General features: G+C 37.3%; 19 protein-coding genes. 14 read left to right on the forward strand and 5 right to left on the reverse strand.

Translation table 11 applies throughout. The features are described from left to right. Window positions 1–169: 169 nt before the first annotated feature. The 4 genes from rplM (at window position 170) to tsf (ending at window position 2,857) form a co-directional block, all read left to right on the forward strand. The gene (rplM, locus tag GN157_RS13560) at window positions 170–625 is read left to right on the forward strand and encodes a 50S ribosomal protein L13 (protein ID WP_035135989.1); all 456 of its coding nucleotides are present in this window, start codon (window positions 170–172) and stop codon (window positions 623–625) included. Continuing rightward, complete coding sequence (rpsI, locus tag GN157_RS13565) at window positions 626–1,012, forward strand: 30S ribosomal protein S9 (RefSeq protein ID WP_035135990.1); 387 nt, start codon at window positions 626–628, stop codon at window positions 1,010–1,012. Between the two features lie 158 nt (window positions 1,013–1,170). Continuing rightward, on the forward strand, window positions 1,171–1,929 hold the full coding sequence (gene rpsB, locus GN157_RS13570; protein WP_035135991.1) for a 30S ribosomal protein S2: 759 nt from the start codon (window positions 1,171–1,173) through the stop codon (window positions 1,927–1,929). Window positions 1,930–2,032: 103 nt separating this feature from the next. After that, a complete protein-coding gene (gene tsf, locus GN157_RS13575) occupies window positions 2,033–2,857 on the forward strand; it encodes a translation elongation factor Ts (protein WP_035135992.1) in 825 nt (274 codons plus the stop codon). A gap of 70 nt (window positions 2,858–2,927) precedes the next feature. On the opposite strand, the gene GN157_RS13580 is transcribed toward tsf, so the two are convergent. Both GN157_RS13580 and ald read right to left on the reverse strand, forming a co-directional pair. Then, window positions 2,928–3,509, reverse strand: a complete 582-nt coding sequence (locus GN157_RS13580; RefSeq protein ID WP_157484061.1) for a hypothetical protein — start codon at window positions 3,507–3,509, stop codon at window positions 2,928–2,930. Between the two features lie 72 nt (window positions 3,510–3,581). Beyond that, window positions 3,582–4,676: an alanine dehydrogenase gene (ald, locus tag GN157_RS13585; protein ID WP_157484062.1), complete on the reverse strand. Its 1,095-nt coding sequence runs from the start codon at window positions 4,674–4,676 to the stop codon at window positions 3,582–3,584. Between the two features lie 188 nt (window positions 4,677–4,864). Here ald and GN157_RS13590 point away from each other — a divergent pair, with 188 nt between their 5' ends. From GN157_RS13590 to GN157_RS13600, 3 genes are all read left to right on the forward strand, one after another. Further along, window positions 4,865–5,518 carry a queuosine precursor transporter gene (locus GN157_RS13590; protein ID WP_157484063.1) on the forward strand — a complete coding sequence of 218 codons (654 nt, stop codon included), beginning with the start codon at window positions 4,865–4,867 and terminating at the stop codon, window positions 5,516–5,518. Window positions 5,519–5,616: 98 nt separating this feature from the next. Beyond that, window positions 5,617–9,312 (forward strand): TraB/GumN family protein, encoded by a 3,696-nt coding sequence (locus GN157_RS13595; protein WP_157484064.1) that lies wholly within the window; start codon window positions 5,617–5,619, stop codon window positions 9,310–9,312. 25 nt (window positions 9,313–9,337) lie between these two features. Then, window positions 9,338–9,901 (forward strand): DNA-3-methyladenine glycosylase I, encoded by a 564-nt coding sequence (locus tag GN157_RS13600; RefSeq protein ID WP_157484065.1) that lies wholly within the window; start codon window positions 9,338–9,340, stop codon window positions 9,899–9,901. Window positions 9,902–10,027: 126 nt separating this feature from the next. On the opposite strand, the gene ahcY is transcribed toward GN157_RS13600, so the two are convergent. Next, window positions 10,028–11,344 (reverse strand): adenosylhomocysteinase, encoded by a 1,317-nt coding sequence (ahcY, locus tag GN157_RS13605; RefSeq protein WP_157484066.1) that lies wholly within the window; start codon window positions 11,342–11,344, stop codon window positions 10,028–10,030. 151 nt (window positions 11,345–11,495) lie between these two features. Here ahcY and GN157_RS13610 point away from each other — a divergent pair, with 151 nt between their 5' ends. From GN157_RS13610 to GN157_RS13630, 5 genes are all read left to right on the forward strand, one after another. Further along, window positions 11,496–12,131 carry a 4'-phosphopantetheinyl transferase family protein gene (locus GN157_RS13610; protein WP_157484067.1) on the forward strand — a complete coding sequence of 212 codons (636 nt, stop codon included), beginning with the start codon at window positions 11,496–11,498 and terminating at the stop codon, window positions 12,129–12,131. A 2-nt stretch (window positions 12,132–12,133) separates the two neighbouring features. Beyond that, window positions 12,134–12,769, forward strand: coding sequence for a nicotinamide riboside transporter PnuC (gene pnuC, locus GN157_RS13615; RefSeq protein WP_157484068.1), 636 nt, complete (start codon window positions 12,134–12,136; stop codon window positions 12,767–12,769). After that, a complete protein-coding gene (locus tag GN157_RS13620) occupies window positions 12,730–14,592 on the forward strand; it encodes a DUF4301 family protein (RefSeq protein WP_157484069.1) in 1,863 nt (620 codons plus the stop codon). The genes pnuC and GN157_RS13620 overlap by 40 nt, the downstream gene beginning before the upstream one ends. A 35-nt stretch (window positions 14,593–14,627) precedes the next feature. Further along, window positions 14,628–15,029, forward strand: a complete 402-nt coding sequence (gene arfB / locus GN157_RS13625) for an alternative ribosome rescue aminoacyl-tRNA hydrolase ArfB (protein WP_157484070.1) — start codon at window positions 14,628–14,630, stop codon at window positions 15,027–15,029. Window positions 15,030–15,304: 275 nt separating this feature from the next. Continuing rightward, on the forward strand, window positions 15,305–17,497 hold the full coding sequence (locus GN157_RS13630; protein WP_157484071.1) for a TonB-dependent receptor: 2,193 nt from the start codon (window positions 15,305–15,307) through the stop codon (window positions 17,495–17,497). A gap of 37 nt (window positions 17,498–17,534) precedes the next feature. Here GN157_RS13630 and GN157_RS13635 read toward each other — a convergent pair whose 3' ends face one another. Both GN157_RS13635 and GN157_RS13640 read right to left on the reverse strand, forming a co-directional pair. Beyond that, on the reverse strand, window positions 17,535–18,014 hold the full coding sequence (locus tag GN157_RS13635) for an SRPBCC family protein (RefSeq protein WP_157484072.1): 480 nt from the start codon (window positions 18,012–18,014) through the stop codon (window positions 17,535–17,537). After that, window positions 18,014–18,442: a Rieske (2Fe-2S) protein gene (locus GN157_RS13640; protein ID WP_157484073.1), complete on the reverse strand. Its 429-nt coding sequence runs from the start codon at window positions 18,440–18,442 to the stop codon at window positions 18,014–18,016. The genes GN157_RS13635 and GN157_RS13640 overlap by 1 nt, the downstream gene beginning before the upstream one ends. A 167-nt stretch (window positions 18,443–18,609) precedes the next feature. Here GN157_RS13640 and greA point away from each other — a divergent pair, with 167 nt between their 5' ends. Both greA and GN157_RS13650 read left to right on the forward strand, forming a co-directional pair. Further along, window positions 18,610–19,086: a transcription elongation factor GreA gene (gene greA / locus GN157_RS13645; protein WP_035136006.1), complete on the forward strand. Its 477-nt coding sequence runs from the start codon at window positions 18,610–18,612 to the stop codon at window positions 19,084–19,086. A gap of 18 nt (window positions 19,087–19,104) precedes the next feature. Further along, entirely contained in the window at window positions 19,105–19,494 is a 390-nt protein-coding gene (locus tag GN157_RS13650; protein WP_157484074.1) for an HIT family protein, read from the forward strand. Window positions 19,495–19,520 lie beyond the last annotated feature (26 nt).

Raw genomic sequence — 19,520 nt, forward strand, 5'->3', positions numbered from 1 at the left:
CCTGTTTTATTTGTTCATTATTTAAATAATTGATTTACTTTTACTCCTCTCATCTTCAAAAAATTATTCCAAAAAGAATAATTTTTACATCTATTTGAATTTCTCATAAATAGTTGTACTTTTGCATCCCCTTTATTGGGGATGGAATGTTTAATTAAAATAATTTATTGTGAACACATTAAGCTACAAAACAGTTTCAGCTAACAAGGCTACTGCTCAGAAAGAGTGGATCATAGTTGATGCTGAAGGTCATAATTTGGGCCGTTTTGCTTCAAAAGTTGCAATGCTTTTAAGAGGTAAATACAAAACAAATTATACACCGCACGTGGACTGTGGAGATAACGTAATTGTTATCAACGCAGAGAAAATCAATCTAACAGGTAACAAACTGGAGGACAAAACTTATATCCGCCACACTGGTTACCCTGGAGGTCAGAGAAGTTTGACTGCTAAAAATCTACAGGCTAAAAACCCTGCCATTTTAGTAGAAAAAGCTGTAAAAGGAATGCTACCTAAAAACAAATTAGGCGCTGAGCTATTCCGTAATTTAAATGTATATGTAGGTTCAGAGCACAAGCATGATGCTCAACAACCTAAAACCGTTAACTTAAACGATCTAAAGTAAATGGCTACTATTCACAAAATCGGTAGAAGAAAAACCGCTGTTGCGCGTGTATACGTTACCGAAGGTACAGGTAAAATTACCGTTAACAAAAAAGAATTCGAAACTTACTTCCCTACTGCAACTTTACAGTACAAAGTAATGCAACCTCTTGCAATGACAGAGAACGCTGCTAACTTTGACGTAAAAGTAAACGTATACGGAGGTGGTATAACAGGACAGGCAGAAGCTGTAAGAATGGCTATCGCAAGAGCAATGTGCGAAGTTGACGCTGAAAACAGAACAATCCTTAAACCGGAAGGTTTACTAACAAGGGATCCAAGAATGGTTGAGCGTAAGAAATTCGGTCAGAAGAAAGCACGTAAGAGATTCCAGTTCTCTAAACGTTAATCTGCTGTTATTACAACAATCAGTTTATTCTTTTTTAAAAAAATTAAAACAAGTTGCTGTTGTCTCTTCTAACAGAGAGTTAGTTTAGCATCTAAATGGATAAGGCCGGAAACGCCACTTAACCATTGCTACTCAACAGAACGTAAACTATTACAAAAATGGCAAATAAAGTAGAAGTTAAAGACTTACTAGAGGCAGGTGTTCACTTTGGACACATGACCAGAAAGTGGAATCCAAACATGGCTCCTTACATCTACATGGAGCGTAACGGTATCCACATTATAAACTTATATAAAACTGCTGCTAAGATTGAAGAAGCTAATGAGGCTCTTAAAAAAATCGCGGCATCAGGAAGAAAAGTATTATTTGTTGCTACTAAAAAGCAAGCAAAAGACATCGTTGCTGAAAAAGCAGCTGCAGCAAACATGCCTTACATCACAGAAAGATGGCCAGGTGGTATGCTAACTAACTTCGTTACTATCAGAAAAGCTGTTAAGAAAATGGCTTCTATTGATAAAATGAAGAAAGATGGTACATTTAATACGCTATCTAAAAAAGAGCGTTTACAGGTAGATCGTCTTCGTGCAAAACTTGAGAAAAACTTAGGTTCAATTGCCGACATGACCAGATTACCAGCTGCACTGTTTGTAGTTGATATTAAAGCTGAACACATCGCAGTAAAAGAAGCACACAAATTAAACATTCCGGTTTTTGCAATGGTAGATACTAACTCTGACCCAAGAGAGGTAGATTACGTAATACCAGCTAATGATGATGCTTCAAAATCAATTGACAAAATTTTATCTTTAGTTTCAGGCGCTATCGTTGAAGGACTTTCTGACAGAAAATCTGAAAAAGAAGAGCAGGATGCTACTGCTGCTAAAGCAGAAGCTCCACAAGCGGCTACTGAAGAATAAATAATAACATTACAATAAAGTCGTTGTGCTGGTAGATGTTTACTTTTGTAGTCATTATATCAACATAACGACTTTAATTTTAACCTATTAAAATAATTTCAAAATGGCAAATATTACTGCTGCTGACGTAAATAAATTAAGGCAAACTACAGGTGCCGGTATGATGGACTGTAAAAAAGCCCTTGTTGAGGCTGAAGGAGATTTTGACAAAGCGATCGAAATCCTTCGTAAAAAAGGCCAAAAAGTTGCTGCTAACAGAGCTGACAGAGAATCTACTGAAGGTGCTGTTATCGCAGTTGTTAATGCTGACAAAACTGCTGGTGTGGTTATCTCTCTTAACTGTGAGACTGACTTCGTTGCTAAAAACGAATCTTTCGTGAAATTAGCTACAGATCTTGCTGAGCTTGCATTAAACTTCAACACTAAAGAAGAATTCCTTGCTGCTGCTTTCGGAAACATCACTGTTGAAGAAAAACTTACTGAGCAAACAGGTGTTATCGGTGAGAAAATCGAGATCGGTTCTTTCGAAAGACTTGAAGGTGCATTTGTAGGTTCATACATCCACGCTGGTAACAGAATCGCTACTCTTGTAAGCCTTTCTGCTAACGTAGAAGGTGGTGAAGAAGCTGCAAGAAACGTTGCTATGCAGGCTGCTGCTATGGCTCCACTTGCTCTTAATGAGGAAGGTATTGATGCTGCAGTAGTTGAGAAAGAAATCGAGATCGCTAAAGATCAGTTACGTCAGGAAGGTAAGCCGGAAGCTATGTTAGACAACATCGCTAAAGGTAAACTTGGCCGTTTCTTTAAAGACAACACTCTTGTTAACCAGGATTACATTAAAGACAGCAAACTAAGCGTAAGCGGTTATGTTAAGTCTGTTGATGCTTCTCTAGTTGTTACAGGTTTCAAAAGAGTTGCTCTTGCTTAATTAAAAACAAGCAAACACATATAAAAAAATCCCGATGGCAACATCGGGATTTTTTTATTATAATATCTCTCTAACCTTTATCACTGTTTCGTAACAGGAAAAAAGTACGTTGCATATATGCTAATTCACCTAATTTATCTTTTTTATCCTCGTCAGTTTTCCACAAAATACTATTAATTGCTTTGCGGTTTCTGTCAAAAAAATCTAAGGCAAACGTCTCTACCTCATCATCAGTTAACGAACAGGCATCAAGCAATCTAAAAAATCGGTCATAATTAAGAAAGTTTTGCTTTAATCCCATTTGTTCATCAAGAAAATAAAGCTTCATTTCATCACTACCTTCATTAATTACCCTATCTCCTATTATACTAAACCAAAAATTTTTGAGGTTATCATGATAATCAGGTGCAGTAACTTCTACATCCTTTTTATAGCGATCCCACAATTCCTCAACTGTAAAACTATTTTGAGCATATGTTTTGTAAACTAGTTTATTCCTGGGTATGTCACCCTGCCCTGACGGCGGATCATCATCATGAATAACATGTACATTTTTAGGATTTACAGCCTGTACAGGCTCTTGCTCTTTATCTTCACTACAGGAAATAAAAACAAGACACACAACAGAGAACAGTAAGGATATTTTTTTCATAAGGCAGGTGGTTATTTAGTTAAATTAAAATATAAAACATTAAATATAAACAACTTACACCTTAAAACCAAATTACACCAAAGGCAAGCTAAACACCTCAAGTAGTTCCTTAGCCACAACCTCACCCTTCACAATACTTAATCCCGAACGCAAGTCGCCATTCTGTTCACAGGCCTTTTCCCAGCCCATATTAGCCAGTTTAAGCACATAAGGTAATGTTACATTAGTAAGTGCCAGCGTAGAAGTGTAAGGTACAGCACCAGGCATATTGGCCACACAATAATGCACAATATCATCAATTATAAAAGTAGGATCATCATGCGTGGTAGGCATAGTAGTCTCAAAACACCCGCCCTGATCTACAGCAACATCAACCAATACAGTACCCGGACGCATATCCTTGAGCATATCCCTTGTTATAAGGCTGGGCGCTTTAGCCCCCGGTATCAATACCGCCCCTATAATAAGGTCGTGATTTTTAATATGCTTCTTTATATTGTACACACTCGAAAATTCGGTCACAACATGGCTAGGCATTACATCGTTCACATAACGCAGGCGTTTCATGTTAATATCCAGTATGGTAACATGAGCCCCTAGTCCGGCCGCCATTTTAGCCGCCTGCACTCCCACTACACCGGCACCAAGCACAAGCACTTTCCCCGGAGGTACCCCCGGCACACCACCTAAAAGCACACCACGTCCTTTAATAGGTTTTTCAAGATACTTAGCTCCCTGTTGTATTGCCATACGCCCGGCCACTTCACTCATAGGCGTTAATAAAGGTAAAGTTCCTTCGGCGTCGGTTACAGTTTCATAAGCAATACACACCGCCTTACTGTTAATCATAGCCTCTGTAAGTTCCCTACTGGATGCAAAATGAAAATAGGTAAACACAATCTGGTTTTTCTTTACCAGGTTATATTCATACGCTATAGGCTCCTTTACTTTCACAATCATATCGGTCATAGCATATACCGCTTCGATGGTAGGCAACATATAAGCTCCTGTTTCTTTATAGTCGTCATCAGAGAAGCCACTACCCTCTCCTGCACCTTCCTGCACAAACACCTGATGTCCGCAGTTTACCAATTCAAAAACACCTGCCGGAGTAACAGCTACCCGACTCTCATAATTTTTAATTTCTTTAGGAACCCCTATTTTCATGTGGATAAAATTTAAATTTTATCAAATATAACAAATACACCCCCTAAATATTACAACAAAAAACACAAAATAACATAATTTTAAAACATACACCCCTAAAAAACAAAACCTCAACAATCAAAAAACACCAAAACTCCCAGATTAACCATAAAAGCAGTATTTTTGAAAATCCCCTTACAAACTAAACTATGTTACAAACCCGAAAAGACACTATTTTCATAATCCTTGCCGGAATTTTTATTACCAATGCCGTAGTCGCCGAACTTATTGGCGGAAAATTAATCAATGTAGGTCCGTATGTAATGAGTATCGGTATTTTGCCGTGGCCTGTAGTATTTTTAACCACCGACCTTATTAACGAATACTTCGGGCGACAGGGTGTTAGGCGATTATCTTTCATTACCGCCGGCCTGATAGCCTATTGTTTTATAGTACTATATCTGGCTTTGCAAATTCCTGCAGCAAAAGGTTTCAATACCGTAAACGATGAGCAGTTTACCGCCGTTTTTGGACAGAGTATGTGGATAATAGTGGGCAGTATTACCGCCTTTTTAGTATCTCAGCTTATTGATATTGCTATTTTCCATTTCTTTAAGCAGCGAACAGGCAACAAAATGATTTGGCTGCGAACTACGGGATCTACAGTAATATCACAACTTTTTGACAGCTTTATAGTATTAGGAATTGCCTTTTGGCTTACGGGAAAAATAGACACCGCCACTTACATTGCTTCGGCCTTTACAGGATATTTCGTAAAACTGATAATAGCAATAGTACTTACGCCGTTAATATATGTAGGCCACGCCTGGATTAGCAAATACATAGAGCCCGAAAAAGAGTAATTATCAGGCTCTAAGAAAACAGGTAGCTACGCATAGTATTTTAAAAACTATGCCCTATATTTGATATAACACTACTTATACCTTAATTCTTTACAGCCTTGAAAAAACTTGCTTTACTATTACTACTAGCCTTTTCCTGTAGCCTTTTTGCTCAGGAAAAAAAATACCAGAGCCTTTTATGGGAGGTATCGGGTAATGGTCTTACCAAAAAATCATACCTGTATGGCTCCATGCACGTAAGCGACAAGGTGTCCTATCACCTTTCAGACGCTTTTTTCAAACATCTGCTGGATGCCGATATGGTAGCAAACGAAAGTGAACCCTCTACATGGATAGACCTATATGGTGTTTTATCAAGAGACGGGTACGACTATTACGGACAAGGCAAGTTTTATTCTGAATTTTATCTTTCTCCCCTAGAGAAGGATAAAATGTATCCGTTATTCTACATGAATAATTTCACCATGAACAACCTTTTGTTCAGAACAAACGAACACCAAAAGGAATACCAGGAAGAAACCTACCTGGATATGTTTATATATCGTACAGGCAGGAAATACAATAAAAAAACTGTAGGACTGGAAGATACTAAAACTTCCATAATTAATGTTATGAACGCCGACATGACCAACACCAAGCCAAAGGAGGAAAACATAATAGCCCTGCAAAAAATACTGAAAAATAATGGCTATGATGAAGCCATGATTAATTTTTACAGAGACAAGGACCTGGACATGATTGACTCCTTAACTGTATTATCGGCTCCCGAAGGCTATCTAAAAGCCCTTCTGTACGACCGTAATGTGGTTATGGTAAAATCAATAGACAGTCTTGCTCAAAAAGGAAGTCTGTTTGCTGCTGTTGGTGCTGCCCACCTACCGGGTAAAAAAGGTATTATCGAAATGCTTCGTAAAAAAGGCTATACTGTTAACCCCGTTTTTGATACTTATACCGAAGAAGGTAAAGCAAAAAAACAGGAAATAGAGTCTTACTTCGTTCAGCCTACATACAAACAATATACATCGCCAGACGGCACCATTAGCCTACCGCTTTACAAAGCCGTTATAGAAAACGAAGACAATATAGAATCGCCCGATCTGGCCAACGGCGGATACATTAATGTAAAGAGACTCCCTTTACTTGATTTCCTTAAAAAAGACAACAAACCGTTTAACCACAAATCACTGGACAGCCTGTTCTATGAAAACATTCCGGGTAAAATTATAGATAAAAAATTCTATACTCAGGACGGTTATGATGTTTACGATATAAAGAATATTACTAAAACAGGAAACACGCAACGATACAGATACTACATAACACCACTTGAAATTATAGTGGTTAGCATGGCAGGTGAGGAAAATTACACACGTAAGTTTGAAAATGATGTGTTTAACAAAATAACGCTAAAACCTATCACCTCACAATGGAAAGACATTACCCCTAACCGTGGTAGTTTTAGCCTTAAAGCCCCGTCATACACCATTGTTTATGGCGACAGGATAAATTCCAAAACGGTTTCAAACATTGAGATGTACTCATACAACCCTCAGGATAAAGCACATTACTTCCTGTTGGAAAGAGCTCTTTCAGACAATAACAATCTGGAAAACTCAACTTTCGAACTGAAACGTATTCAATACGAGTTTTACAATCAGTTGGATATCGACTCCACACAAACAAAAATGACAGAAACCCCATTAAGCTTTACATCGGTTTCTGCCATAGGCGATAAAACCATAAGGTTAAAATCTTTCCTTAAAGGAAGTAAGTACTACCTAATGGGAGCTATAGGTGCCAATGATGCCGATAGTAATATGTTTTTTGACTCCTTTGAGTACAAACCGGAAGTATCAAACACTCAATACAGGGTATTTAAAGATACAACTGCCGGATTTGAGGTTGACGTCCCTAAACTACAAAACGAGTATTTAGACTTTGTTTCAAAACAGGACTACAGATATGGCAACGAAAAGAAAAATTACTTTATAGCAAAAGATGAACATTACAACTTTAAGCTACCGTCAGGACAATCAGTATACGTATGGTATCATCAGGACCATAAATACAAAAAAACACAAAGCATAGATTCCCTAACGGTTAAAATAAGGGAAATGATTACCGGAAGTGATGACGAAGAAGAGGAGTATGATCCTGAAATCTCACTACTCTCTGATTTTTATACGGGTGGCAGCCCTGTCTATTCAAGAAACAGAAATTTCAAAACTGCATGGGATGGTATTATAGCCAAAGACCCGATGGTAAAACATAAAACAGAGATAAAAAACGAAAAAACATCGCTTGACAAAAATACAGGCATATTTAAAATGCAGGCACTTGCTGTAGACAATAAATCAGAGCAGGCTGTAAAATACAATCTGATTTATCGAAACGGAAAAGGCTACCTGATCAGAACACTGGTAGACAAAGATTATAACAATAACGACCAGCAGGTAGAAAAAATATTTAATTCATTCCGATTATTACCGGATGACAACGAGAATATAAATAGTAAAAACAGACTTGCCCTATTTATAGAGGATGCCAAGAGCGAACACGACAGTATTCGTTATTCGGCATTACATTCGGTTTACAACCTTACAATCGAAAAAGAAGACCTGCCTACTCTGGAAAGCTTTATAGATACTTTTGAATTTAAAAAAGATGAAACAGAGGCATTAACCGGTCTATATGAAAAAATAGGTGAACTGAAAGACAAAAGAGCAATTGCATTTCTGGAAAAACAATACAAAAAAGAAAATGCCAACACCATAACCCAGTTTGCCGTTCTAAAAGCACTTAACCGTCAAAAATCAGAAGACGCTTATAGAAAAATACTGGAACTTATGGAGTACGACCTCCCTATTTCAGACAATAATTATGAGTTAAAAAGACTTTTCTCGGATTTTAGCAATAATACCGAAAAAAGCAAAGTACTCTTCCCTGATGTATTTCAGTTTTACAGTATAAACGAATATCATGAACCTATATTAAGCTTCACTTCAGAGCTTTTAAACAGCGGTGCCGTTAAGGCTAAAAAACTAAAAAGCTTTAAAAAAATGATACTTACCAATGCCAAGTTGGAACTAAAAAGGGTAAAAAGCAGAAAAGACAAACATGAGATAAAAGAATTATATCAGAGCGTACCTGAAACCAAAGAACTGATAGACTATATAACACTGCTATATCCGTTTAGAAACGATAATAATGTGAAAAACTTTTTTGACAATGTAAAGAAAACAGATGTTAAACAGGCTAATTTGGCTATCTCTAAGCTTAATATCGATAATGGTATTGTTGACAGGAACGAAATTACCCCTCTGCTAAAAGATCAGGAAACCCTGTTTATTACCTACAACAGGCTCCATAAAAAAGCCCCGGAACTAACCGAAGGCATATCGCATACTGATGTGGCAGCATCGGCTATATTTACCATTAAAGGACTGGACACAAAAGAAGACTCACTATCCTTTATTGAAAAGAGAATATTACCTATATATAGCCATAAGGCTGAGTTTTACTTTTTTAAACTTAAAAACATAAGCGAAGACAAGGACCCGTACGATTATGACCCTGATAAACTGATAGGAATTGCATTTTTACAGGACGAGAAAGGAATTAACCCTACCGCGTTTAAAATGATTGCTCCTAAAACAATTATTGACGAAGATGAAATGGAAAACTATTACAAAGAAATGATCGATTCCATACTCAACGGAGATAAAATAAGGGCTAGTTTCACCAAAGCATCAGATTACAATAGTATGTACGGAGAATACGGCTTCGGATACTAACATCAATCAATAATCAATCATAATAATGACAGAAAAGAACAGGTGCGCCTGGTGTAAGGGCGACGAACTTTACGAGAGATATCACGACGAAGAGTGGGGACAGCCCGTTTATGACGACCACAAACTATTTGAATTCCTACTACTGGAAACATTCCAGGCAGGACTTAGCTGGATTACCATTTTAAGGAAAAGAGAAAACTTCAGGAAAGCCTTTGACGATTTCGACTACAAAAAAATAGCTTCTTACAGCGATAAAAAAGTAGAAGAACTGCTACAGGATGCAGGAATTATAAGAAACAGACTTAAAGTGCTTGCTGCCGTTTCAAACGCGCAGGCATTTATGAAAATACAGGATGAGTTTGGCAGTTTTTCCAAATACTACTGGGACTTTACCGACGGAAAAATTATAGATAACAAATTCACAACGCTTTCACAGGTTCCTGCTACCAATCCGCTATCGGATAAGATTAGTAAGGACATGAAAAAACGCGGATTCAAGTTTGTGGGATCTACTGTTATTTATGCCAACATGCAGGCTACCGGTATGGTTAACGACCATATAGCCGAGTGCTGGACAAAAAAGAATTAAAACGACAAATATGAGAAGTTAGAAAAACCTCTCATATTAAAATAAAAAGACCCGCAATAGCGGGTCTTTTCTTTTATGTCATAAGTAAGCAACTTAATACTCACTTCTAATATCTCAATACTAAAATTAGTATCTGTAGTACTCCGGCTTAAACGGACCTTCAACCTCAACACCAATATAACCAGCCTGATCTTGTGAAAGTGTTTCAAGCTCAACACCAAGTTTAGCAAGGTGAAGCGATGCTACTTTCTCATCAAGGTGTTTAGGCAGCATGTATACTTTGTTTTCGTAGTTATCGCTGTTTTTCCAAAGCTCAATTTGAGCAAGCGTTTGGTTAGTGAATGAGTTACTCATTACAAAACTTGGGTGACCTGTAGCACAACCAAGGTTTACTAAACGACCTTCTGCAAGGATAATAATATCTTTACCGGCAATAGTATATTTATCTACCTGAGGTTTGATTTCAACTTTGCTTGCACCGTGGTTTTTGTTTAACCAAGCCATATCGATTTCATTATCAAAGTGACCGATATTACAAACAATAGCCTTGTCTTTTAATTGCTCAAAGTGACGGCCTACAACAATATCTTTATTACCTGTAGTAGTGATAACGATATCAGCATTACCAATAACAGTATCAAGTTTTTTCACTTCATAGCCGTCCATTGCAGCCTGTAGTGCACAAATTGGGTCGATTTCAGTAACCGTAACAATTGATCCGGCACCTCTAAACGAAGCAGCAGTACCTTTACCTACGTCACCATAACCACAAACAACTACTCTTTTACCAGCAAGCATAACATCTGTTGCACGGCGCACTGCATCTACAGCACTTTCCTTACAACCGTATTTGTTATCAAATTTAGATTTGGTAACAGAATCGTTCACGTTAATAGCCGGCATTACAAGCGTACCGTTTTTCATTCTTTCATATAAACGGTGTACACCTGTAGTAGTCTCTTCAGAAAGACCTTTGATATCTTTAGTAAGTTCAGGGTAACGGTCAAATACCATATTAGTAAGGTCACCACCATCATCAAGAATCATGTTAAGCGGTTTGCGGTCTTCACCAAAAAACAGCGTTTGCTCAATACACCAGTCAAACTCCTCTTCATTTAAACCTTTCCATGCATACACAGGGATACCGGCAGCAGCGATAGCAGCAGCAGCGTGATCCTGAGTAGAGAAAATGTTACATGAACTCCAGGTAACCTCTGCACCAAGAGCAACAAGAGTTTCAATTAAAACCGCTGTTTGGATTGTCATGTGAAGACACCCTGCAATACGAGCTCCTTTTAAAGGTTGTTCATTTTTATACTCCTCGCGTAACGCCATTAAACCCGGCATTTCAGCCTCTGCAAGTTCAATCTCTTTCCTACCCCATTCTGCAAGGGAAATATCTTTTACTTTGTAAGCCACATATGGCACAGTGTTCGTACTCATGAATATTGTATATTTGTATTTAGCTAAAATTTTTGCAAATTTAGTGAATTCCTTTGTAAACAAACAGTTTTAGGACTATTTTAAAATTTGTTAAACCTTTTTAATTGTTTGATTTGCAACAAAATGAAAGTATAATTTTTTAAAACCTTACATGCCTCTACACAAATCGTATACAATAGCACCAAACACTAAGCTGCTGGTATGGAAAATAACCGAAAGCCTGGAAGAACTCTCTAACGGCACCGAGCTTAAGGATGTTTGCCAAAGCAGGATTGACTCCATGAAGTCAGAACAGCACCGCAAAGGCTTTCTTAGTGTACGTAAGCTTTTAAATGAGGCTGGTTATACTGATTTTGACCTGTTTTATACCGAAGACGGAAAACCCCACCTTAAAGACGGCAAGAATATTTCCATTACCCATTCCTTTAGTTTTTCAGCGATTATAATAAGCGATAAAAGCATTGGTATCGATATGGAAATACGCAGGGAAAAAGCCATAAAAATTGCCGATAAATTTATTGACAAAGAATTTGACTTCCTGAATACTGAGAATGTGCCCGATTATGTAAGAAGACTTATTGTTATTTGGGGCGTTAAGGAAGCCCTTTATAAAATGTTTTCCCGCAAGGGACTTAGCTTTAAACAAAATATTGATGTAGCGCCTTTTGAGATGAACGATACTAAAGGCACAGCCACCGTTAGCTACATGGAAATAGAAGGAAGCTATCCTTTTTATTTTGAGGAAATAGAAGATTTCACCTTAGTTTACAGCATTGATAATAATTAACCATGAATGAGGTTTTCGATTTTTTATTTGCTTCCTATAAAGAGTACAGCACATTCCAGATAGGCCTTGAAGTAGTAGGATTAATCTTTGGGACTCTTAGCGTTATCTTTTCGGCAAGAAACAGTATTTGGGTTTACCCCACCGGTATTATAAGCACCATAGCCTATGTCTACCTTTTATATCAATGGGAACTTTTCGGAGATCTTATTATCAATGCCTACTACTTTATAATGAGTATTTATGGCTGGATATTATGGAGCAAAAAAGATAAAGAACATCATGACCTGCTTAAAATATCCTCAATGAATGCTAAAGATAACTTAACATGCGTAGGCATTTTCACAATTTCGGCTATATTTGTGGCGTCTGTGTACATTTATTTTGATAAATTTACAGCATGGTGGTCTTACATAGACAACCTCACTACCGCCCTTTGTTTTATCGGTATGTGGCTATTAGCCAAAAGAAAAATAGAGAACTGGATTTTCCTCATTATTGCTGATATTATTTCTATTCCGCTTTATTTCATAAAAGGATATACACTATCCAGTATCCTCTACCTAATTTTAACCATAATTGCTATTTTCGGTTATTTATCATGGAAGAAAACATTACAAAACAACATACAACCAGCATAACTATTGCCATATACAGTAATAGCACAGTAAAGCATGAATGGAAAAACAGGCTTACCGAAGTATTTGAAAACAGCACTACTGCTTTCACATTTCATATTTCCGACTTTTCAAACCCAACTGATGGAGATATTGCTGTAATTGTAAACAGCGAACCAAATAAAGAAACAAGCCGTTTTATAAACAATTTTGAAAAACAGAATAAAGCCCTTATAGTTGTTGATAGTTTTGAAGAAATTGAAAACCTGTTAACCGAACTGCAAAACACACTGAAGTTAGGCTTTACCTATAATGACTTTAGTCAGATATATAGCCTGGGGATTACTACAGCTAAAATAAAATCACAACTAAACACCTTTAAAAAAGGAATAAGCAAAGTTGTTTTAGACAGACCCGCTAGCGTTAAAGATGGTATAAAAGCTCTCTCTAAAAAAGAAACCGAAGACTATGCCGCCTTTTTTAATCAAAAGAAGAACAACCTAACCCTTAAAAAATTCGTTCCGGCATCGGGGGCAGCAACCAGGATGTTTAAATTCCTTAATGAATTCCTGCTTAATTTTGATCCTGTAAACGATACAGTTAACGCCTATATCAATAAAAGAAGGGATGAAGCTCTAAAAGTTTTCCTTATTGGTGCCGATAAGTTCCCTTTTTTTAAAGAGGTACTGGAAGAATCTAAAAAGCATCCTGAATATAGCGAATGGACTAAAGATGAGCGCTATTACAACTTTATAAAAATACTCCTTACCAACGAAAAATTTGATTTTGCCAATAAACCGAAAGGCATACTTCCTTTCCACCAGTATGACGGATTTACCGCTACACCAATATACGAACATTTAAAGGAAAGTGTTTCTTATGCACACTCAAACGGTAAAGCACATGTACACTTTACCATATCACAGGAACACCTTGACGGATTTATAGACTGCATTAAAGAGGTTAAGGATGATATTGAAAAAGAATCAGGTATTGATATCGATATAGATTTCTCCTATCAGCACAAACAAACCGACACTCTGGCGGTAGACATGAACAACAAACCGTTTAGAGATAGTGACGGCAAACTGTTTTTCAGGCCGGGCGGTCATGGTGCACTTATAGAAAACCTAAACCAGCTGCAAAGCGATGTGGTTTTCATTAAAAACATTGATAATGTAAGTCATAATAATATAAAAACTATTTCTCTGTATAAAAAGGCACTGGCTGGTATACTGCTAGAGCTACAGGAAAAAGTATTTGGTTACCTTAAAAAAATTGAAAAAGGAAATGTTCCCGCTAATGAAATTGACGAAATATTCGATTTTGCTAAAAACGGACTTTTCCTTAACATCCCACCCGATGTAAACAAGTACACCTGCGAGCATAAAATAGAGTTCCTAACCGAATTATTAAACAGACCGATAAGAATATGCGGTATGGTTAAAAACGAAGGCGAGCCGGGTGGTGGTCCGTTTTGGGTTAAATCTAAAGATGGAAAACTGTCATTACAAATTGTAGAGAGCTCACAAATAGACTTAGAAAACAAAAGCCAGAACGAGATTTTCTCTTACTCTACCCATTTTAACCCGGTAGATTTGGTTTGCGGGCTTAAAAACTACAAAGGTGAATATTTTGACCTGAGAGAATATACTGATCCCGACACCGGATTTATAGTAACTAAAAACAGAATGGGACACGATGTAAAATCATACGAACTACCGGGATTATGGAATGGTGCTATGGCAGGCTGGATAACTGTGTTTACCGAAGTACCTCTGGACACTTTTAATCCTGTAAAAAACGTAAACGATTTACTTAAGGCTTCCCATCAGCCTAATCATTAATAAGCTTATTCCGGATTTCCTCCGGAAACATAAATATGAATAAACAACAATTATTAAACGAACCAGAATATAAAGCTGTAAGAAGCAGCGGTGCCGGAGGGCAAAATGTAAACAAGGTATCCTCTAAGGTAATCCTTAGTTTTGACCTTAATAATTCGCAGGCTTTTACCGAAGAGGAAAAAGAACTGCTTAACGAAAAACTAAGCTCGAGGCTTAATACTAAAGGCACACTTATATTACAGTGCGACGAAGACCGTAGCCAGATACGCAACAAGCAACTGGTAACAAAACGTTTTATTGAACTTATTGAAACAGCACTACAACAGGACAAACCCCGTATTGCTACTAAAATACCTAAGGCAGTGATTAAAAAACGACTGGAAAACAAACGCCGACAGGCAGAAAAAAAGCAGTCGCGCAAAAAGTTTGATTATTAAACCGCAAACACTCTCTTTTTAAAAATCTAAATACCAAACCATTACACCTCATTTCAATATTTTAAGATTGTAATGAGGCTAACCGTATTTTTTTACTACTTTTGCGCCGTCTCAAAGGGGTGCTCTACAAGGGCTGAGATTATACCCAAAGAACCTGGGCAGGTAATGCTGCCAAGGGAAAGGCAAAAAGCACTATAACAGCAATTTGCCACCATAAAATCAATTTAACACTAACAGAATAATTACCCCTTTTATTCGTAAACCTTTTTTTACGAATGAAAACTTTATTCATTACAAATCAATTCAAATCGGTCAGGAAACCGTTGGTACTGGCATTGGGGCTTTTTGCCTTTACTGCAAATGCACAGGACAATAACTCTGTTCAGGACACTACCAAAACAGATGCCGACAAATACAAACTGGAAGAAGTACTGGTATCGGCCGTAAGGGTAGACAAAAAAGCTCCCGTTACCTTTACCAACATTAGCAAAGAGGAACTTGCTGCACGTAACCTGGGGCAGGATATCCCTGTACTTTTAAATTACCAGCCTTCGGTAGTTACCACTACCGATGCCGGAGCCGGTATAGGTTACACCTCTATGCGCGTAAGAGGATCTGATGCCAGCAGAATTAATGTAACTGTTAATGGTATACCTTATAATGATGCTGAATCTCATGGCACTTTTTGGGTAAACATGGGTGATTTTGCCTCTTCTACCGAGAACATTCAGCTACAGCGTGGTGTAGGAACTTCCACAAACGGTGCAGGTGCCTTTGGTGCCAGCCTTAACCTTTTAACCGATGCACATTCTAAAGAGTCAAGCGGTGAAATATCAAATTCATTTGGTAGCTTCAACTCAAGGAAACACACCGTTAAATTCAGCACCGGACTGATGAACGATCGTTTTGAAATTGCAGGACGGTTATCTAACATCAAATCTGACGGTTATATAGACCGCGCCTCTTCCGATTTAAAATCTTATTTCTTACAGGGTACTTATGTAGGCAAAACAACCCTAATTAAAGCCCTTGTTTTTGGAGGAAAAGAAAAAACATACCAGGCATGGAACGGCATAGACTCACAAACCCTGGCAGAGAACAGAAGATACAACACATCAGGCTACCATTTAGACGAAAATGGGAATGTCCGTTTTTACGATAACGAGACCGATAACTATCAACAGGATCATTATCAACTTCACTGGAATGAAAAGCTTTCTGACAACTGGAGCACAAATGCTGCATTACACTATACAAAAGGGAAAGGCTATTATGAAAATTTCCTTTTCCAGGCATCTCCCGACGGTTTTGGAGGAATATTACCTACCGATTTTACTGAAGATGAAAACGGAAACCTTACTATACCTGTTACCGACCTAGTAAAACAGGAGTGGCTTGATAACGATTTTTACGGAACTACTTTTTCTGCAAATTATAAAAGAGATCGATGGAATATAATTGCAGGAGGAGCATGGAACAAATATGAAGGAGACCATTACGGAAATGTAATTTGGGCAAGAAACATGGGACCTGTAGAGCCGGGAGACAAGTATTATGATTTATATGCTAAGAAGACCGACTTTAATTTATTTGCAAAAGCAAACTGGGATATTACACAAAAGGTAAGCCTTTTTGGCGATATACAATACAGGAGGGTAAATTATCAGGCAGACGGAATACAACCACAATTGGTAGACGATACCTTTAATTTCTTTAATCCAAAAGCCGGAATAACCTACACTTTAAACAATTCAAACAACATATACCTTTCGTACGCCAGAGCAAACAGGGAACCCCGAAGATCAGACTACGAAGCAAGTAGTGTTAATCCTGAAACACTAAATGATTTTGAATTAGGCTGGAGACATGCTTCTAATAAAGTAAAATTAAACTTTAATATCTATTACATGCGCTACAAAGACCAGTTAGTATTAACCGGTGCATTAAATGATGTAGGCTCACCTATTTATGCTAATAGCGGTGATAGCTATAGATTAGGACTTGAGGCAGATGCTACAGTTTTTATAACTAAAAATATAATTGTAAGACCTAATATTACATTAAGCGACAATAAAAATGTTGATTTTTATACTGAAACAGAGAGCGGATTTCAAAGTTTAGGTGACACCAAAATTGCTTACTCTCCGGATATTATTGCAGGAAATCAGTTAACAGTTATTCCTGTAAAAAATTTCCAGATCACTTTGCTTTCAAAATTTGTGGGAGAACAGTTTATGAATAACATTGAACAGCCTGAATCTAAGCTTGAAAGTTATTTTGTAAACGACCTTAACCTTAACTATAACTTTAAAACTGGTTCTTTTATAAAAGAAGTAGTTTTAAGCGGAGTAATAAATAACATTTTTGATGAAGAATATGTATCTAACGGATACATGTATGGCAGCACGCCATACTTTTACCCACAGGCAGGTATTAACTTCCTGCTTGGCGCAACACTGAAATTTTAATTTTTGAGTATAGTTAACCAATAAAAAATCCTGACGTTTATAGCGTCAGGATTTTTTTATGTTTTGCACTGTCTTCCGCAAACTCTTTTATTGTTTGATTTCGCTTTTCCAGTAACCGCTTCATGTATTGTTTTAAAAACAATCCGTCTGCCATTTTACCCAGCAAACCTAACGGACTTGTATAATCAAACACATCAATCATAAGGGTTACCCCGTTCTTCTCTTCAAAATAATGTTGATGTACAAAACCTTTAAAAGCTCCGTTTACCATTTCATCAGTAAACTTATTAGGGCTGTCAAAAAAAGTAATCTTAGAGGTAAGCACCTGGTAAAAACCAAAATGCCTTGCTCTCCATGTTACACTCTCCCCTTCTCCTATAAGCCCTGATGTTTTTCCGGCAATAGCTACTTCGTTTGTTTGTATGGTAGATAGTTTATGTAAATCTATACTACGCGATAAATCAAACACAACCTGTATTGGTGCAGCAATGGATGTCGCAATGGTTATAACAGGCATTAATTATACACCCTTATAACACTTGGACCTACAATTTCTACCCTGTAAGGCTTTAATGAATATTCCACCTCACTGGACGGAAGTCCTGTAAAAAGATTATACTCTACATCATCACAAGGACAAACAGCATTAATCCCGTTAACACTAAGTGTAGAACAAGAGCTCAACTCCTGGTTTGGGCAACTGGCATCAAAAGCCGTATACCCCCCTCCAGTATTCATTACTATAATTCCCCTAATACCTATTCCTGCCTGACCTATATAAACAGGATTAGCAGTAAATTGTAACTGCGAATATAACGGCAGGCTCATATCTATATTTATAGAAAAAGCGTAATTAGGCAGGTACCTGTTGTTATAGTTATAATCGTCATTACTGCAAGACGATAAAAAAGTAACTGCAAACAGCAGTAACAGATATTTTCTCATTTTGATAAATTTTTACTGTATAATTATGAAACAAATTTAATTTATTTAACTTTGACAAACGCATAAGCGCGAATTTAAAAATTGACGTAACAAAAAAAATAGTATCTTTGCGATATGAAAAATCCCGTCCTGATGGGATTTTTTCTATTTATATAAACGATGAAGTTATGAGTACAGTATCTTACTACACAGCAGAAGGATTAAAAAAATTAAGAGATGAGTTAGATCATCTTAAAGCTATAGAAAGACCAAAGGCTTCTCAGGCTATTGCCGAAGCACGTGATAAAGGAGACCTTTCGGAAAATGCAGAATATGATGCTGCGAAGGAAGCACAGGGACTTCTTGAAATGAAAATAGCTAAAATGGAAGACCTTCTTGCTAATGCACGCCTTATAGACGAGTCTCAACTTGACCTGTCTAAAGCACTGGTACTTTCTACAGTAAAAATTAAGAACCAAGCTAATGGCATGGAAATGAAATATACCCTGGTAGCAGAAAGTGAAGCCGACCTGAAAACAGGAAAAATATCGGTTACCTCACCTATTGGTAAGGGACTTTTAGGAAAATCAGTGGGAGAAGTTGCTGAGATTAAAGTTCCAAACGGGACACTTCAGTTTGAAGTACTTGAAATTACACGAGAATAACCACATAAACTTATCGCTATGAGTTCCATATTCACTAAAATCGTAAACGGAGAAATCCCGGCATATAAAGTAGCCGAAGACGACAAATTTCTTGCTTTTCTGGATGTAAATCCAAATGCTAAAGGACATACTCTTTGTATACCTAAGCAGGAAATAAACAAAATTTTTGATATGGAAGAAGATCACTACCTTGAACTAATGAAGTTTTCAAGAAAAGTGGCAAAAGCGCTAGAAAAAACAGTACCGTGTAAACGTGTAGGTGTTGCGGTTGTGGGGCTTGAAGTACCTCATGTACACGTTCACCTTATCCCGTTAAACGAAATGGACGAAATGCGTTTTATCAATAAGGTAAAACTTGAAAAAGAAGAATTTGAAGAACTGGCAAATGCTATAAATGCCAACCTTTAAAAAATAGAAAAGGCACTTTTAAAAGT

Source organism: Flavobacterium rakeshii, assembly GCF_009741375.1.
GTDB classification, from domain to species: domain Bacteria; phylum Bacteroidota; class Bacteroidia; order Flavobacteriales; family Flavobacteriaceae; genus Flavobacterium; species Flavobacterium rakeshii.

Coding starts and splice junctions, on each gene's coding strand:
- rpsI (WP_035135990.1), top strand. CDS start 626: ATGGCTACTATTCACAAAATCGGTAGAAGAAAAACCGCTGTTGCGCGT.
- rpsB (WP_035135991.1), top strand. CDS start 1,171: ATGGCAAATAAAGTAGAAGTTAAAGACTTACTAGAGGCAGGTGTTCAC.
- tsf (WP_035135992.1), top strand. CDS start 2,033: ATGGCAAATATTACTGCTGCTGACGTAAATAAATTAAGGCAAACTACA.
- GN157_RS13580 (WP_157484061.1), bottom strand. CDS start 3,509: ATGAAAAAAATATCCTTACTGTTCTCTGTTGTGTGTCTTGTTTTTATT.
- ald (WP_157484062.1), bottom strand. CDS start 4,676: ATGAAAATAGGGGTTCCTAAAGAAATTAAAAATTATGAGAGTCGGGTA.
- GN157_RS13590 (WP_157484063.1), top strand. CDS start 4,865: ATGTTACAAACCCGAAAAGACACTATTTTCATAATCCTTGCCGGAATT.
- GN157_RS13600 (WP_157484065.1), top strand. CDS start 9,338: ATGACAGAAAAGAACAGGTGCGCCTGGTGTAAGGGCGACGAACTTTAC.
- ahcY (WP_157484066.1), bottom strand. CDS start 11,344: ATGAGTACGAACACTGTGCCATATGTGGCTTACAAAGTAAAAGATATT.
- GN157_RS13610 (WP_157484067.1), top strand. CDS start 11,496: ATGCCTCTACACAAATCGTATACAATAGCACCAAACACTAAGCTGCTG.
- pnuC (WP_157484068.1), top strand. CDS start 12,134: ATGAATGAGGTTTTCGATTTTTTATTTGCTTCCTATAAAGAGTACAGC.
- GN157_RS13620 (WP_157484069.1), top strand. CDS start 12,730: ATGGAAGAAAACATTACAAAACAACATACAACCAGCATAACTATTGCC.
- arfB (WP_157484070.1), top strand. CDS start 14,628: ATGAATAAACAACAATTATTAAACGAACCAGAATATAAAGCTGTAAGA.
- GN157_RS13630 (WP_157484071.1), top strand. CDS start 15,305: ATGAAAACTTTATTCATTACAAATCAATTCAAATCGGTCAGGAAACCG.
- GN157_RS13635 (WP_157484072.1), bottom strand. CDS start 18,014: ATGCCTGTTATAACCATTGCGACATCCATTGCTGCACCAATACAGGTT.
- GN157_RS13640 (WP_157484073.1), bottom strand. CDS start 18,442: ATGAGAAAATATCTGTTACTGCTGTTTGCAGTTACTTTTTTATCGTCT.
- greA (WP_035136006.1), top strand. CDS start 18,610: ATGAGTACAGTATCTTACTACACAGCAGAAGGATTAAAAAAATTAAGA.
- GN157_RS13650 (WP_157484074.1), top strand. CDS start 19,105: ATGAGTTCCATATTCACTAAAATCGTAAACGGAGAAATCCCGGCATAT.